The organism is Bacillus salacetis (assembly GCF_003581585.1).
GTDB classification, from domain to species: domain Bacteria; phylum Bacillota; class Bacilli; order Bacillales; family Bacillaceae_B; genus Rossellomorea; species Rossellomorea salacetis.
Genome location: NZ_QXIR01000011.1, coordinates 18,321 through 33,720, shown reverse-complemented (window position 1 = coordinate 33,720; position 15,400 = coordinate 18,321). Strand labels below are relative to the sequence as shown.

Genomic DNA, 15,400 nt, shown 5'->3' with positions numbered 1-15,400 from the left:
CGTGTGAAAGAACTCTTCATAAAAGGAATGACATACGGTTGGAATACGACCCGGGGAGCCTATAGGACCCCGGAAGCGGTCCAATCCCTTGAAGCCTTGAGGGAAACCGGTACGGAATGGATCGCCCTCTCGTTTTTCACCTATCAAGAAACATTTTCGTCAACAGAGATCGGATTTGATTATGGCCGCACGATGACGGACCGAGATATTGAATTTGCTGTAAAAAAGGCGAAGGAACTTGGAATGAAGGTTTGCTTGAAACCGGTGGTGAATTCAAGGGACGGTTTGTGGAGAGCGAGGATAACTTTTCCGGAGGATGCACATGACTACTGGGAAAAGTGGTTCCGCTCCTATGAAAACTTCCTTCTTCATTATGCAGAGCTTGCAGAAGAACTGGGATGTGAGATGTTTTGCATTGGCTGTGAAATGATCGGAACGGAAGCAAGAACCGGACAATGGAGGCAGGTCATCGAAAAAGTGAGAAATGTCTATCATGGACCCCTCATCTATAATGCCAATCATGGAAAGGAAGAGGGAGTGGAATGGTTTGATCAAGTGGACTTGATTGGGACCAGTGCCTATTATCCGGTTGCTGAAAAGCCCGGCGACTCAGAGGAAACGATGATAGCGAACTGGCAGAAGGTAAAAATCAAACTGGAAAAGCTGCACCGGAAGTTCAAGAAGCCGATCGTATTCATGGAAATCGGCTGCCGAAGTGCGGGAGGATGCGCCGCGATGCCATGGGATTTCGAGCATACGGACCTTCCTGTCAGTGAAGAGGAACAGGCTCGCTTCTACAGCTCTTGCCTAAAGGTTTTCTGGGATGTGCCATGGTTCGGCGGGTTTTTCTGGTGGGACTGGAGTACGAAGCTTTATCCTATTGAAGAAGCGAACTCCAATACATACTTTGATATCTACGGTAAAAAAGCAGAGGCAGTATTGAGAGAGTGGTACGAAAAGGAGCGAGGATAATGGAATCAACTAAAATCGTCATGATCGGCGACAGCATAACGGAGTGGGGAAGAAAAGAAGACCCTGAGGATATCGGAACCGGATATGTCCGCCTGGTCAATAATTATGTAGTGACAGCCTTCCCTGGAAAAAACATTAAGGTGGTCAATAAGGGAGTCGGCGGCGACCGGATCACTGATATGGCGGACAGGTGGGAAAAGGATGTTCTGGATGAACAGCCTGACTATGTCTCCGTTTCTATCGGAATCAATGATGTGTGGAGACAGCTGGACCATCCTGAAATGGAACAAGTCTCAGCCCAGCGATTTACAGATATCTACAGGGAGCTGCTGACAAGAGTGAAAAGCGAGGTTCCCTCTGTAAAAGTTATCCTAATGGAACCAACGATTATTGAAGAAGACACAGATTCTCCTGGAAATAAGATGCTGAAAGAGTATGTGAGCGCCGTCCATAAACTGGCTGAGGAATTTTCAGCAGTAGTGGTCCCGACGCATACTGCCTTCATTAAATACTTGGAAACAGCAAGACGCCAGGAGCTGACAACCGACGGAGTTCACATGAATTCAAAAGGAAACATGCTGATGGCAGTTGAATGGGTGAAGGCTGTAAAAGGCTTACTGTAATAAAAATGAAAAAGTCTGAATTGATTGACACTATCAATCGGAAAGAAGTATAGTGATAATATAAAGTTATCGATAAAGTAAGAAAGGAGTCTGTTGCTCCTTTCTTACTTTTAAATTTAATGACAGCGCTATCAAAATAGGCGGCTTTTATAATTGAGGAGGAAAATATATGGCAATCATTCAATTTCCAAAAGATATGAAATGGGGAACGGCGACAGCTTCCTACCAGATTGAAGGAGCTGTGAACGAAGATGGACGGGGTCCTTCGATTTGGGACACATTCTCTCACGCACCCGGCAATGTAAAGAATGGTGACAACGGGGATATTGCCTGCGACAGTTATCATCGCTATGAAGAAGACATCGAGATTATGAAAGACTTAGGGATTGATGTCTACCGTTTTTCAGTGGCATGGCCGAGGATCTTCCCGACTGGTGATGGAGAGGTGAATCCAAAAGGGCTGGAATTTTACCATAAGTTTGTAGACAAATTGCTGGAAGCGGGCATTGAGCCGATGTGCACGCTTTATCACTGGGATCTGCCGCAGGCACTTCAAGATAAAGGCGGCTGGGACAACCGTGAAACCATCGACGCATTTGTTCGTTATGCAGAGACGATGTTCAAGGAATTTTCCGGCAAAATCAAATTCTGGATTACTCTTAATGAACCATGGTGTGTATCTTATCTATCCAACTACATTGGTGCCCATGCTCCAGGATATCAGGACCTTCAGCTTGCAACCAACATAGCGCACCATCTGCTGGTTGCCCATGGCCGCACAGTCCAGAAATTCCGTGAACTGAATATGGAAGGGGAAATCGGATTTGCCCCGAATACAACCTGGCTTGAGCCATTCAGTGATAAGCAGGAAGATGTGGATGCCTGCAACCGTGAAATCGCCTATTTTATAGAATGGTTCATGGATCCCGTGTTCAAAGGGGAGTACCCTCAATTCATGGTGGATTGGTTCAAGAAAAAAGGTGTGGAGGTCAAAATTGAAGAGGGCGACCTTGAGGATATCCACCAGCCGATCGACTTTCTTGGGATCAATTATTATACCGGCCACATTGCCCGCTATAAAGAAAATGAAGGCTTGTTTGATTGGGAAATGGTTGAAAACGGCTATGAGCGCACGGATATTGGCTGGCCGGTTTACCATGAAGGATTCTATAACGTATTGAAACGAATCACGGACAGTTATGGCAAGGTTCCGATTTACATTACGGAAAACGGTTCCTGCTATAATGATGAACCGGTGGATGGCCGTGTGAAAGATGACCGCCGGACGAAGTATTTGAAGCAGCATTTGACAGCGTTGAGCAGAAGCATCGAATCCGGTGTCAATATCAAGGGGTACCTTACGTGGTCGCTTCTCGACAACTTTGAGTGGGCAGAAGGATACAGCAAACGCTTTGGCATCGTATATGTCAACTACAGAACACAGGAGCGAATCAAGAAAGACAGCTTCTACTGGTATAAACAAACCATCTCGAATGGATTTTTTGAGTTTGAATAACTCTTGATAAGGAGTGTGACCACAAATGAACTATCGCCGTTTGGGGAACAGCGGGTTGAAGGTAAGTGAAATCGGGCTCGGAAGTTGGCTTACGTACGGGGAATCCGTCGATTCCAAGCCTGCCAAAGAAATCATTCATCACGCCTATGAGCTTGGAATCAACTTTTTCGATACCGCCAATGCCTACAATCAAGGACAGGCGGAAGTCGTTGTCGGTGAAGCTTTAAAAGGGTTTTCCCGTTCAAGTTATGTACTCGCTACTAAACTATACTTTCCGATGGGAGACGCCCCTAATGAAAAGGGATTGTCCCGCAAGGCCATCATCGAACAATGCGATGCCAGCTTGAAACGCCTGGGGGTTGATTACATCGACCTTTATCAATGCCACCGATTTGATGAGGAAACACCAGTAGAGGAAACGATATGGGCATTGAATGACCTAGTTGCTCAAGGAAAGATTCTTTATTACGGTGTGAGTGAATGGAATGCGGATCAAATCAAGGATGCTGCGGCCATCGCTAGACAGCGGAACCTGCGTCCGCTGACATCCAACCAGCCGATTTATAACATGCTTGTCCGCTATATCGAGAAGGAAGTCCTGCCTGTCAGCATGGAGGAAGGCTTAGGGCAGGTTGTATTCTCGCCGCTTGCCCAGGGAATCCTGACTGGCAAATATAAACCTGGCCAGGCAGTGCCGGAAAACAGCCGTGCCGCCAATGACAACATCAATACGTGGATTAACAGCTATATGCAAGATGAGGTGCTGGAATGCATTCAGCGTCTTGATAAGATTGCTGATGGGCAGGGATTGAAGTTATCACAACTGGCCATTGCCTGGATTTTGAGACAGTCAGGGGTAAGCTCAACGATTGTCGGAGCGAGCCGTCCTGCACAGCTGGATGAAAACGTGAAGGCAGCAGGTGTTTCATTATCAAAAGAAACGCTTGAAGAGATTGATTCCGTTTTGGAAGAAATCAATGGGTTTGTACCGATATGGTAAAACAAGTCAAAGCGTTCGGCCCGCAGGATTTAAGAGTGGTGACATCAGATGCTCCGGATTTGAAAACGGATGAAGTGTTAATTGAAATGAAGGCTTGCGGCATTTGTGGATCGGATAAATGGTTCTGGCATGTGGAAGAGCCCAATGATTATGTTGCCGGCCATGAAGTGGCAGGAAAAGTGTTGGCAGTTGGAGAGGATGTGCATTCCCTGAAAGCGGGGGACCGTGTAGCTGTCAATAATGTAAAAGGATGCGGCAGATGTAATGCCTGCCGTGCAGGAGAGTTCGTTCGTTGTGAAAAACCGCTTACCCACATGGGGTTCGGGTTTTCGCAGAAGCTGGCTGTCCCGGCACGGAATTGCCTTCCGCTTCATCCTGATATCAGCTATGAAGCGGGCAGCCTGATTTTTGACAATTGGGGGACTCCACACTCTGCACTTAAACGTACCTCTATCAAAGAAGGGGACCTCGTGGCGGTAACCGGGTGCGGGCCGATTGGGCTGGCTGCCATTGCACTGGCGAAGTTAAGAGGAGCAAAGGTCCTCGCCATTGATCCCGTAGAAGCAAGGCTTAAAATGGCTGAACACCTGGGGGCTTATGCCGTCGTTACTCCGTCAAATGCAAGGGAGCAGGTTAAAGATCTGACAAGTGGAAAGGGTCTCGGGTATGTCATTGAGTGTTCCGGCAGCCCGAAAAGCTATGAGTTCGCTTTTTCATCTTTGGCTATCGGAGGAACCCTGGTTTCTATTGGTGAGGGAGCGGAAGTGAAAGTAAGGTTCAGTGATCTGATTCACAAACACCTGACGATCGAAGCCTCTCTATATTCTACAATGAAGGACGGAGCTGAGATCCAGGAACTTATCGTGAATAGGGAAATCAATCCAATGGCTTTTTTGACCCATCGCTTTGAATTGGAAGAGCTGCCTGGTTCTTTCGGGAAGGTCTTTGACTTGAATGATGGTGTGCTGAAGGCAATTGTCCTGAATGGATCACAGGAAAGAATAACGTAATAAGAAGGGGATGTCTATGAGACTAGGAGGACCGGTATTTACAGATGACCTTAACCCGGATACATGGACAGCGACACTGAAGGAAGAGGGTTACCGTGCGGCTGTATTTCCGGTTGACCATGAAGCAAGCGAAGAAGAAATCAATGGTTATGTAAATGCAGCAGAATCCAATGATATTTTACTTGCTGAAGTCGGTGCATGGAGCAATCCAATCAGCCCTGACAAAGTCATTAGAAAAGCAGCAATGGACAAATGCAAAAGGCAGCTCGACTTGGCTGAAAGGACAGGTGCCCGGGTATGCGTCAATATTGCAGGGGCAAGAGGCGGTCAGTGGGATGGTCCGCATGAGGAAAATTTCAGCGAAGAAACGTTCGAGATGATCGTTGATTCTGTCAGAGAAATCATTGATGCGGTCAATCCGAAACGGACGTTTTACACATTGGAAACCCTTCCGTGGATATTTCCGGACAGCGCTGATTCCTATCTGGAATTAATTCGTGCCATTGATCGAAAAGCTTTTGCGGTCCATCTGGATCCAGTCAATATGATTTCTTCTCCAAGAGTCTACTATCGAAACGGAGAGTTCATAAAGGAATGTTTTAAAAAGCTGGGCCCTTACATTAAAAGCTGTCATGCCAAAGATATAAGGATGTCAGGTGATTTCATGGTGCACTTGGATGAAGTGCTTCCCGGAACAGGAACGCTGAATTATAAAGTATTGTTAACAGAGCTTAATAAGCTCGATCATGATATTCCGGTTATCCTTGAACACTTAACCACTCCAGAAGAGTATCGTCAGGCTGCCTCTTATGTAAGAGGCGTGGCAAAGGAATTAAAGATTGAATTATAATAAAAAGCCGGAAAGAATCATTCATTCTTTTCCGGCTTTTGTTATTAAATCACATAAGGATTTGCTTCGATGGATTCCGCTTTTTTGACTGCTTCTTCGAACGAAAGGCCATAGAAATTCTCTGCATGGAAGAATCGTCCGCTCTTTTGGTCATCCACAAACGCGCCTACTACGACACCTGGAATGGCCGACTCGACTGCATTGGGTGCCTGCTGGCCGCCAAGGTCGGTTCTGCACCAGTTCGGGTCGGTGATGTTGATCATAACATTTGTCCCTTCCAGTTTGGATGCCAGGTCTTTTGTGAATTTATCAAGTGCTGCTTTGCTGGCAGCGTAACCTGACTGTTCGGGTTCATTCTTGATTCCGCTTGTCGTATTGATGACACGGCCGAACCCTCTTTCAATCATTTTCGGAATCAATCGGAAACAAATCGCTGCCATCGAAATGAAATTAATCCGGAAGCTCATATCAAAGTCTTCAACCGGAGTCTCCCAATAGTTTTCTCTGTAGGCAATCTGAACGGCCGCATTATTGAACACGATGTCCACTTCAGTGCCTTTTTTTTCTATTAAATCCAGCATGGCTACCACTTCCTCATAGTCAGCCAGCTCTGCCTGGACACTGTATGCTTCAACGCCAAGCGCTTTGACCTCTTCTTCAATTTGTTTCGTATGTTCCAAATTTCGGCTATGTAAAATCAGGTTGCAGCCTTTTCCAGCCATGAACTTGGCTACCTCATAGCCCACTCCGCGGCTGGCACCTGTTACAAGGGCCCACTTTCCACTTACATCCACCACATGAATCTCCCCTTTTTTGTAAAATGGTAATCGCTTACATAGAATTGTATCATATCTTTAGTGATGAATTAAGTAATAGTAAAGTAAATTATAAATTTATTTTACTTAAACCATTACTTTAAAACAGGACTATAGTCTGATGAATGAATTCTGAAAATTAAATATACTGAGTACAATACTAATTTTTGTAAGCGCTTTAAAAACCAAAAGGAGGATAAGCTTGATGAATAAGAATAAGAAGATTTTAACGGCAGTACTGGCTTCTTCGCTGGTCCTGTCGCCATTTGCAACAGCTGCTTCCGCTTCGCCGCCTGCCAAAGGGAACCAGAATGAGAGCCATGCCCTTAAGAATGGGAATGGAAAGAAGTACGGTGTTAAACGAACGTATGACTTTGCAGACCAGAACGCCACGCAAAATACCAGGTCGTTGTTTGCCTATCTTAATAGTATCAGCGGGAAAGAAGTTCTCTTTGGGCATCAGCATGCGACAGATGAAGGCATCACGATTACCAGGGAAGAGGGAATTGTCGAGTCGGATGTGAAAAATTCAGTAGGGGATTATCCGGCTGTCTTTGGCTGGGATACGTTAAGTCTGCAGGGAGATGAGAAACCCGGTGTTCCCGGTGATTTGGAACAAAGCCGAAAAAACCTGGCTGCTTCAATGAGACAAGCCCATGAAATGGGAGGCGTCGTTGCGCTCAGTACCCATTTCCCGAACTTTTTGACGGGAGGAAGATATAACGACACGTCTGAAAGGGTTGCGCAAAGTATTCTTCCAGGCGGTGAAAAGAATGCTGAGTTCAGGGCGTTTTTAGACAATATTGCTCTTTTTGCTAATGAGTTGAAAGATGATCAAGGAGAACTGATTCCGGTTCTGTTCCGTCCTTTCCATGAACAAAACGGAGGCTGGTTCTGGTGGGGATCGAAAACCACTTCTGCAAGTGAGTATAAGGAACTTTACCGGTACACGGTTGAATATCTGAGGGACCAAAAGGATGTACATAACTTCTTGTATGTCTTTTCACCGAATGGCACGTTCAGCGGAAATGCAGATACCTATCTGCAGACATATCCCGGGGATGACTATGTTGATATTCTCGGCATGGACCAGTATGACAACCAGGCTGCACCAGGGACTGAACAATTTTTGAATAATCTTGTAGATGACTTGGCGATGATTTCCCGGCTTTCAGAAGAAAAAGGGAAAATCCCTGCTATCTCTGAGTATGGATACAGTCCACAAGGGATGAAAACAGAAGGTAACGGAGATCTGGAATGGTTCACAAAAGTGATGGATGCCATTAAGGCCGATCCGGATGCCAAGAAGATCGCTTACATGCAGACATGGGCTAACTTTGCGCTGAACGGAAACTTGTTTGTTCCATATAAAAACGCTCCTGATGGATTGGGCGACCATGAATTGCTGCCGGATTTCATCGATTACTATAAGGATCCGTATACTTCTTTCCTTAATGAAGTGGAAGGGGTTTATAAGTATAAGCATGTAACCGCTGCAGAAGAAGATCCATTTATGCACATCGTCACACCGACTGCCGGATCAACCATCGAAAAAGCGTCCACAGTGATCCGTGCCAGTGTATTGAATGATAATCCTGGAAAAGTCGTCTACATTGCAGAGGGCTCCGAAAAAGAAGTACCAATGACAATTGATTCCGAAGGTTATTATTCAGCAGACTGGTCCCCGGATGCACAGTTTAACGGAGGTTCTGCTGATGTAACAGTCAAAGTCTATAATAAGAAAGGAAAAGTGACTGAGGAGCAGACGGTAAAGGTATTTGTCAAAGTGCCGGAAATTCTTGTGGACGGTTTTACATTTGATGAGGATATCAGCTCTGTGAAGAATAATGGCACGTATCCTGATACCATTTCTACTGAATTTGAGCACGTAAAAATAGGGAATGACGGCAAGCTGCAAATCAATGTAAGCGGCTTGAATGGTGGTGATACTTGGCAAGAACTGAAATTGGAACTGGAGGAGCATGGAAAGGTAGATTTATCTCAAGTGGAGCGCGTGAAATTCGACGCTCTCATACCTCTGGAGGCAGCCGGTGAAAGTGTAAATGCAACGGTAAGAGGCATTGTCATGCTCCCGCCTGACTGGAATAAAAAGTTCGGACAGGAAACAACAGAGAAAAAGCTGACCGATCTGGAAACTGTGACGATTAAGGGAGAGGATCTTGCCAAATATTCGGTTTCCATCGATTTGAATGATCCTGAAAAAGTTGCAGCAGCAGAAAGCCTTGCTTTTTCACTTGTTGGGAATGGCTTGGATTTAGATAAAGGAAAGATTTACATCGACAATCTCCAGCTGTTTAACACCTATGCGGAGGCACCGAAAGATCCTTCCCTTGTCGATAACTTCGAATCCTACTTAGGTGATAACGGCTCGCTGAGAACACAGTTTGTCCATGCGGGTGGTGACACGACATCCGTTTCGCTTGATACTGCTCATGAAGCAGAGGGTTCTTACGGGTTGAAGTTTGATTATACATTGGCTGGTTCAGGCTACGCCGGTATTACCAAATCGCTTGGTACAGTCGATTGGTCGAGCTACAATAAATTGCGGTTCGATATGGTCCCGGATGGCTCCAATCAAAAAATGGTCATTCAAATCAATGTAGATGGAATTGCTTTTGAAGCTTATCCATCTCTTGCTGGAACGGAAGCGGAAGCAGTTGAGATTCCATTCAGCGAGTTTGCCCCTGCACCTTGGGATACAGCAAATGCAGGAGCCATACTCACAAAGCAAAATCTTCAGAAGGTAACGGCCTTCTCCGTGTATGTTAATTCTGTTAACGGTTATACAGGTTCTGGAAGCCTCTACCTGGACGATATCCGTGTGATAAATGACGGAACGGGCGGGGTGCCGAATGGCGGAACAGGCCCGGGCAGCATGCCGGAAGAACTGGGGACGCTCTACGATTTTGAGGATGGTGTTGAAGGCTGGGTCATCGAACAGAACCAGGCAGCGGCGACTGCTCTTTCTGTGAATGGTGGTGCACTACAGTCAACCTTTGACTTGGCGAAAACAGCAGGCTTTGAGCTGGCGAAGGTCCAGAATGTCGACCTTTCCAAGGGAAGCTCCTTAAGTGTCGATGTGAAGCTTTCAAACGGAACAGCGAATGCCCGCCTCTATGTAAAAACAGGCGGCGGCTGGACATGGTTTGACAGCGGCATCACTACAATAGATGCAAACGGCTATAAAACACTCACTCTCGATCTTTCGAAAGTAGAAAACGCCAGCGCGGTAAAATCGATTGGTGTGAAAATCGAACCAGTAAGCGGTACAGGAACGGCTGCTGCTTCGATTGATAATGTTGTGTTGTGGTAGTGGGAGGGAGACAGGACAGAAACAAGGGGACGGTTCACAAAAACCATCCCCTTGTTTCTATTACCTGACAATCTCTGCTTTCGTTTTAGATGCCGTTTCAGATTTTGCTGCATCAATTATCAGGAATACTGCCGTGATGATGTGCATGATCATTCCAACGATCGGGATCCAGCCTATGCAGGAAGTGACGATTCCCAAGATGCTGCCTGCTTTCGCCCCGTCCTCTTTTGACGTCAGGACCAACGTTACAATATGCAGGATAAGCATAAGAAGCAGCGGTGTCCAAAAGAAACTAAGAATGATTGCTCCACCCAGGACAGGAATTCCCAGGACAGCTTCCAACGCGCCTGTTACCCACTTTAAGATTTTGGATGTGGACAAAGTAAAACCTCCCTTTATTTCTATTATTTTCCTCATCATTATATCATATTGTTATCATTGCTCTGCTCAAAATATCAATATTTTGGGGTTTTAGGAATCTGACAGATAGAATAGAAGTAAAGAAAAAATGCAGGAGGATTTAGATATGAAAAAAACGCTGTATATAATGCTGGTACTTTTGCTGGCTGCACTCATTTCCGCATGTTCTTCTGAAGGACAGGCTGGCAAGGAAAACGAAGGAGCCGCAGATGCAGAGAATAGTTCTGGAACTGTTGAAATCACGCTGCCGGCTTCTACATTTGAAGGGTCGGATGTGGAGCAGGTGATCGCCGACGCTAAAGCAGAGGGGGTCAAGGAAGTCATCAAAAATGAGGATGACTCTCTCACATACAAAATGTCTGAATCTGTCCATAGTAAAATCATGAAGAGATTTGAAGAGAATATCATGGAATCCATTGAGGGAATGAAAGAAAACGGGAACTACCCCTTTGTTCATGATATCTCTTATGATGAATCCTTTTCCCGATTTACGATAGTGGTCGATAAAGCGGCCTATGAAAACAGTGTAAGTAAGTCTGGGGTGTTATCTTTAGGTATGGCGGGGATGTATTACCAGTTGTATGCTGGTGCGGATCCGGAAGCCTTTGTCATTGTGAAGGATAAAGAGACTGGAGAGGCAATTGATGAAAAGGTCTTTCGCGAGCCAGCGGAAACTGGCAGTGAGAATGATCTTCTTAAAAGCCGGAGGGCAGGTTTCCCTCCGGCTTATTCTGACTTTCACCAGCATTTACAGTTCCCTGGATTCCTCGCCGGTATAGAGGATAAGCTTAGGCCCTTCGACTCCGCCGATGTGTGAATTCATTTCTTCAGGAACCCTGATCATCATGTCGATTTGTATTGTTTCTATGTCCTTGGCTTTAATTTTCGTATGGAAAGGGGCTTCCTGGTTCAACAAAGGAACAGGGTGATAGTTCGTTTCTTCTTCAAAACTGAAGGTGAATTCCACATCTTCGTTACCCCGGTTTTCCAATGTTATTTCGCATTCTGCAGTCATGTTTCTCCGATTGTCCCAATCTGGAACGTCAAACATGCAGACACTTTCATCGGGAACGTATTCAATGGAATAAACGCCGTTTGCCAAGTTGTCTTTATAAATATCCACTGCTATGGCAGGGGAGGAAATCACAAAGATCGAGGCAAACGTCACAGCGAGAAGCTGAAATTTCTTCAGGGCAAACCAAAGAACGGTCACACTCGCAACCATCAAAACGTGAGAAAGGATGGAAAGGTGGAATCCTAAGTTGATCTGCCTCGTAAGGGTGATCATCATTTCCGGTGATTGCACGGACGAGAAAGGAAATCTCAGAAGAAAAGATACGAGAAACAAAACGAATGAGACGAGTAGTAGTAACGGTGATTTAATCATGCTAGACCTCCATATCGGGGTTGAATCTTGTTTTCAAAGGGTGTTTTGGTATAAGTTGCTGCTTTCGGGAACGTCTCTGAAATCCCGGAAACCTTAATAAAAGCAGAACCTTTTAAAAAGGAACTTTAATGCTGCTCATGAATGCCAGACCTATCGAATACCTGAAGACTACATAAGAAAGAGTCATACCGATCACGAAATGCAGCCCCCACAGCCGGCGGATATTGTTCAAGAGAACGATGTCTATGACAAGTAAGACGATAGGCAGTCCAAAAACAGCAAACAAGAAGTAGAAGTTGCCGAAGATCCCGAGCACAATCGATGCTGACATGAGTAACGGGAAGATGATATGAAGGATGTATAGTATGTATAAATTCAGCTTTCTTTTCATTTTTTTCACCTCAAATCAAAAAAAGAAGCTGAGAATTATAGCTTCTTTTTTAATAACTATGAAATTAATAATCTAAGTGTAACATAGCCAGAGGTAATCAGAAGGTATTTGGGAATGGAATATGATGGAACCTGATTTTTACTTCTTGCCGCCCTCCCAAGCCTCCAACAGCAGATCCGCAATATGCACCGCCCGTACTTTCCCCGCCAAACCCTCTTTTTCGATTCCCAGTTTCATCTGCAGCAGGCATCCCGGGTTGGCCGTGACAATGGTCGTGGCCTTTGCGGCTCTTGCCTGTTCCATCTTGTAGTCGAGAATCTTCATCGACATTTCCGGTTCGACGATGTTATAGATTCCGGCCGACCCGCAGCAGCGGCCGGCGTCTTTCATCTCCGTATAGACAGCGCCTTCTATGGATTCGAGCAGCATCCGCGGCTGCATGAACGTCTTCTGGACATTCTTGAGGTGGCAGGAGTCCTGATAGGTGACAACTTGGTCCTCGAGCTTCAGGTCTTGCTTATGAAACGCCAATTCCACGAGTATGCTGGAAAGGTCCTTTATTTTTTCAGAGAACCTCAAGGCGCGGTCATTCCATTGAGGCTCATCATCAAGAAGGTGGTTGTATTCTGTTAAAAGAGCACCGCATCCACCGGCATTGGTGATGATGTAATCGATCTCATCCTCTTCGAAAGCCTCGATGTTTTTCTTGGCGAGTTCCTTGGCATCCTGCTTTTCACCGCTGTGGGCATGGAGTGCTCCGCAGCAGGTCTGGCTTTTCGGGATGACGATCTCACACCCTGCTAATTGCAGGAGTTTGGTTGTCGCATCGTTGGTCGGCAGGAACATAGTGTCCATCAAGCACCCTGAGAAGAAGGCGACTTTTTTCCTTTTGGGAGCGGCGGGTTCCAGATGTGCCGGCCTGTTTTTCATGTTTTTTCTTGCAGGGGCTTCTGGAAGGATCCGTTCCATCAGCTGCAGGTGTTCCGGAAAAAGCTTCATCACGTTTGTCTTCCTGGCCAGGGATTGCGCACCTGAACGCTGATAGAAGCCCAGGAGACCGGTGAGGCCGATCATCCGATTTTGATAGGGGAAGACTTCCTTGAACATCAAGGTACGGACGGCTTTGATATGGAAAGGCAGTTTTTTGTTTTGGTAGATGATATCCCGTGCCTGTTCTAGTAAATGGCCATAATTGACCCCCGACGGGCAGACCGGTTCGCAGGCTCTGCAGCCAAGGCACATATCCAGGGAGCGCTTGACCTCTTCGTCAGGCTCGATATCTCCGTCGACGACTGCCTTCATCAATGCGATCCTGCCGCGGGGGGAGTGGGTTTCGTCGTAACCTGATTCGATGTATGTTGGGCAGCTTGGCAGGCAGAAGCCGCAGCGCATGCAATTCAATAATTCGTCATAATCCATCCTGTCTTTGAACTCTTGCTGGATCCGTATTTTCTCTGCTTGTTTCATCTTTGGCTCACCACGATTCTCTTTCGGTCTGATTTGGCAAAAATCTTACCAGGGTTCATGATATTGTTGGGATCGAATGCCTGTTTAATGCCGCGCATGGCATCAATTCCCGCTTCCCCCAGCTTCAGGTGCAGGTAAGGGGCCTTCATGGCGCCGACTCCATGTTCACCTGTAATGGTCCCTCCCAATGCGACCGCATGCTCGAAAATTTCTTGCAGTGCTTTCTCGACCCGTTTCATTTCTTCTTCATCTCTTGCATCTGTCATGCAGGTAGGATGCAGGTTTCCGTCCCCGGCATGGCCGAAAGTGCAGATCGAGATATCATATTTTTGGGCTATCCGGTTGATGGCTTTGACCATATTGGCTACTTCGGAGCGGGGAACGGTAGCATCCTCCAGGATCGTTGTCGGCTTCAGCCTTGCCAATGCTGAAAGAGCAGAGCGCCTTGCCGTCCGCAGTGCTTCGGCTTCTATTTCGGACCCTGCAACAGAAACCTCGACAGCATGATTTTCCTTGCAGATTTCCGCGATTTTCCCGATATCCCGCTCGACGCTCTGAGGGTCGCCGTCCTGTTCGATCAGGAGTACTGCCTGTACATGTGTCGGGAGACCGATTTTTGAGAAGTCTTCCACTACCTGCAGTGTCGGCTGGTCCAGGAATTCCAGTGTCGCCGGGATGATCCGATTGGAAATGATGGCTGAAACCGTTTTGGCGGCGGCGTCTAAATCTTCATAGAGAGCCAGGATGGTCTTCTTCGTTTCCGGCATCGGAAGTAATTTTAACGTGGCCTCTGTAATGACTCCGAGTGTTCCTTCAGACCCGACAAACAGCCTTGTCAGGTCGTAACCAGCCACATCCTTGGCGAGCTTTCCGCCTGTCCGGATGATATCGCCGTTGGGGAGGACGACCTCGAGCCCCAATACATAATCGCGGGTCACTCCGTACTTCAGTCCCCTTAAGCCGCCGGAGTTTTCATTGATGTTGCCGCCGATCTGGGAAATCTTCATGGAGCTTGGATCGGGAGGATAAAATAAGCCTTTTTCTTGGACGGCTTCAATCAGGTGCTGGGTATTGACGCCGGGCTGTGTCGTAATGGTGAGGTTCTCTTCGTCGATTTCAAGGATGTTAATCAAACGTTTGAATAAGAGGACAATCCCGCCTTCCAGCGGGGTGGTGCCTGCACTTAAGTTCGTCCCCGAGCCCCGCGGGACAATGGGAATTCTATACTGATTGCACAGTTTTAAGATCTGGGAAATTTCACTGGTATTGCCGGGGGATACGATGGCATCTGGCATGGATTGGAACTGCGGGGTGGCATCGAAAGAGTAGACGAGTTTGCTTGCGTTGGAATCCTGGTAATTTTCCTTTCCAACAATCGCGATCAGTTTTTCTTTTAGTTCTATAGGCAGCATAGAGTGAAGCCTCCTTGTCTTTAAGATGATTATTAACAACTAACCAAGATTCAAATATCGCTAAAAATATGAAGATGAACTAAATTACAAATCCAGAGTTTAACAAGATTTTTAAATCTAACGAATATAAACCATTCTAGCAATTTTAGAACATAAATAAAATAATAAATCAAAATTTTATATTTTTTTTGATTTATTAAATC

At 46.2% G+C, this 15,400-nt stretch carries 14 protein-coding genes; 8 read left to right on the top strand and 6 right to left on the bottom strand.

Going from position 1 to position 15,400, the window contains the following annotated elements; genetic code table 11:
* The first annotated feature begins 3 nt into the window (after positions 1–3).
* From D3H55_RS09720 to D3H55_RS09695, 6 genes are all read left to right on the top strand, one after another.
* Positions 4–972: a glycoside hydrolase family 113 gene (locus D3H55_RS09720; RefSeq protein WP_205685457.1), complete on the top strand. Its 969-nt coding sequence runs from the start codon at positions 4–6 to the stop codon at positions 970–972.
* A complete protein-coding gene (locus D3H55_RS09715; protein ID WP_119546717.1) occupies positions 972–1,595 on the top strand; it encodes an SGNH/GDSL hydrolase family protein in 624 nt (207 codons plus the stop codon). The genes D3H55_RS09720 and D3H55_RS09715 overlap by 1 nt, the downstream gene beginning before the upstream one ends.
* Positions 1,596–1,764: 169 nt before the next feature.
* A complete protein-coding gene (locus D3H55_RS09710; protein WP_119546716.1) occupies positions 1,765–3,111 on the top strand; it encodes a GH1 family beta-glucosidase in 1,347 nt (448 codons plus the stop codon).
* Positions 3,112–3,136: 25 nt separating this feature from the next.
* Entirely contained in the window at positions 3,137–4,111 is a 975-nt protein-coding gene (locus D3H55_RS09705) for an aldo/keto reductase family protein (RefSeq protein WP_119546715.1), read from the top strand.
* Complete coding sequence (locus D3H55_RS09700; protein WP_119546714.1) at positions 4,105–5,121, top strand: zinc-dependent alcohol dehydrogenase; 1,017 nt, start codon at positions 4,105–4,107, stop codon at positions 5,119–5,121. Before D3H55_RS09705 ends, D3H55_RS09700 begins: the two co-directional genes overlap by 7 nt.
* Before the next feature lie 10 nt (positions 5,122–5,131).
* Positions 5,132–5,971: a sugar phosphate isomerase/epimerase family protein gene (locus D3H55_RS09695; RefSeq protein ID WP_240628538.1), complete on the top strand. Its 840-nt coding sequence runs from the start codon at positions 5,132–5,134 to the stop codon at positions 5,969–5,971.
* Between the two features lie 44 nt (positions 5,972–6,015).
* Here the strand turns inward: D3H55_RS09695 and D3H55_RS09690 are convergent, their stop codons facing one another.
* Positions 6,016–6,768 (bottom strand): SDR family NAD(P)-dependent oxidoreductase, encoded by a 753-nt coding sequence (locus D3H55_RS09690; protein WP_119546712.1) that lies wholly within the window; start codon positions 6,766–6,768, stop codon positions 6,016–6,018.
* A gap of 223 nt (positions 6,769–6,991) precedes the next feature.
* Between D3H55_RS09690 and D3H55_RS09685 the strand changes: the two genes are divergently transcribed.
* Positions 6,992–10,120, top strand: coding sequence for a glycosyl hydrolase (locus tag D3H55_RS09685; protein WP_119546711.1), 3,129 nt, complete (start codon positions 6,992–6,994; stop codon positions 10,118–10,120).
* 60 nt (positions 10,121–10,180) lie between these two features.
* Here the strand turns inward: D3H55_RS09685 and D3H55_RS09680 are convergent, their stop codons facing one another.
* On the bottom strand, positions 10,181–10,501 hold the full coding sequence (locus D3H55_RS09680) for a hypothetical protein (protein ID WP_119546710.1): 321 nt from the start codon (positions 10,499–10,501) through the stop codon (positions 10,181–10,183).
* A gap of 145 nt (positions 10,502–10,646) precedes the next feature.
* Here D3H55_RS09680 and D3H55_RS09675 point away from each other — a divergent pair, with 145 nt between their 5' ends.
* Positions 10,647–11,357, top strand: a complete 711-nt coding sequence (locus D3H55_RS09675; RefSeq protein ID WP_119546709.1) for a hypothetical protein — start codon at positions 10,647–10,649, stop codon at positions 11,355–11,357.
* Here the strand turns inward: D3H55_RS09675 and D3H55_RS09670 are convergent.
* From D3H55_RS09670 to glcD, 4 genes are all read right to left on the bottom strand, one after another.
* Complete coding sequence (locus tag D3H55_RS09670) at positions 11,289–11,927, bottom strand: hypothetical protein (protein ID WP_119546708.1); 639 nt, start codon at positions 11,925–11,927, stop codon at positions 11,289–11,291. The two genes, D3H55_RS09675 and D3H55_RS09670, sit on opposite strands and share 69 nt — an antisense overlap.
* 112 nt (positions 11,928–12,039) lie before the next feature.
* On the bottom strand, positions 12,040–12,318 hold the full coding sequence (locus D3H55_RS09665; protein ID WP_119546707.1) for a hypothetical protein: 279 nt from the start codon (positions 12,316–12,318) through the stop codon (positions 12,040–12,042).
* 138 nt (positions 12,319–12,456) lie between these two features.
* Positions 12,457–13,785, bottom strand: coding sequence for a (Fe-S)-binding protein (locus tag D3H55_RS09660; protein WP_119546706.1), 1,329 nt, complete (start codon positions 13,783–13,785; stop codon positions 12,457–12,459).
* The gene (gene glcD, locus D3H55_RS09655) at positions 13,782–15,197 is read right to left on the bottom strand and encodes a glycolate oxidase subunit GlcD (RefSeq protein ID WP_119546705.1); all 1,416 of its coding nucleotides are present in this window, start codon (positions 15,195–15,197) and stop codon (positions 13,782–13,784) included. The genes D3H55_RS09660 and glcD overlap by 4 nt, the downstream gene beginning before the upstream one ends.
* Positions 15,198–15,400: the final 203 nt, after the last annotated feature.

Excerpts from the sequence above, each read along its gene's own strand:
- D3H55_RS09715 (WP_119546717.1), top strand. The coding sequence starts at position 972 with ATGGAATCAACTAAAATCGTCATGATCGGCGACAGCATAACGGAGTGG.
- D3H55_RS09710 (WP_119546716.1), top strand. The coding sequence starts at position 1,765 with ATGGCAATCATTCAATTTCCAAAAGATATGAAATGGGGAACGGCGACA.
- D3H55_RS09705 (WP_119546715.1), top strand. The coding sequence starts at position 3,137 with ATGAACTATCGCCGTTTGGGGAACAGCGGGTTGAAGGTAAGTGAAATC.
- D3H55_RS09700 (WP_119546714.1), top strand. The coding sequence starts at position 4,105 with ATGGTAAAACAAGTCAAAGCGTTCGGCCCGCAGGATTTAAGAGTGGTG.
- D3H55_RS09695 (WP_240628538.1), top strand. The coding sequence starts at position 5,132 with ATGTCTATGAGACTAGGAGGACCGGTATTTACAGATGACCTTAACCCG.
- D3H55_RS09685 (WP_119546711.1), top strand. The coding sequence starts at position 6,992 with ATGAATAAGAATAAGAAGATTTTAACGGCAGTACTGGCTTCTTCGCTG.
- D3H55_RS09675 (WP_119546709.1), top strand. The coding sequence starts at position 10,647 with ATGAAAAAAACGCTGTATATAATGCTGGTACTTTTGCTGGCTGCACTC.
- D3H55_RS09670 (WP_119546708.1), bottom strand. The coding sequence starts at position 11,927 with ATGATTAAATCACCGTTACTACTACTCGTCTCATTCGTTTTGTTTCTC.
- D3H55_RS09665 (WP_119546707.1), bottom strand. The coding sequence starts at position 12,318 with ATGAAAAGAAAGCTGAATTTATACATACTATACATCCTTCATATCATC.
- D3H55_RS09660 (WP_119546706.1), bottom strand. The coding sequence starts at position 13,785 with ATGAAACAAGCAGAGAAAATACGGATCCAGCAAGAGTTCAAAGACAGG.
- glcD (WP_119546705.1), bottom strand. The coding sequence starts at position 15,197 with ATGCTGCCTATAGAACTAAAAGAAAAACTGATCGCGATTGTTGGAAAG.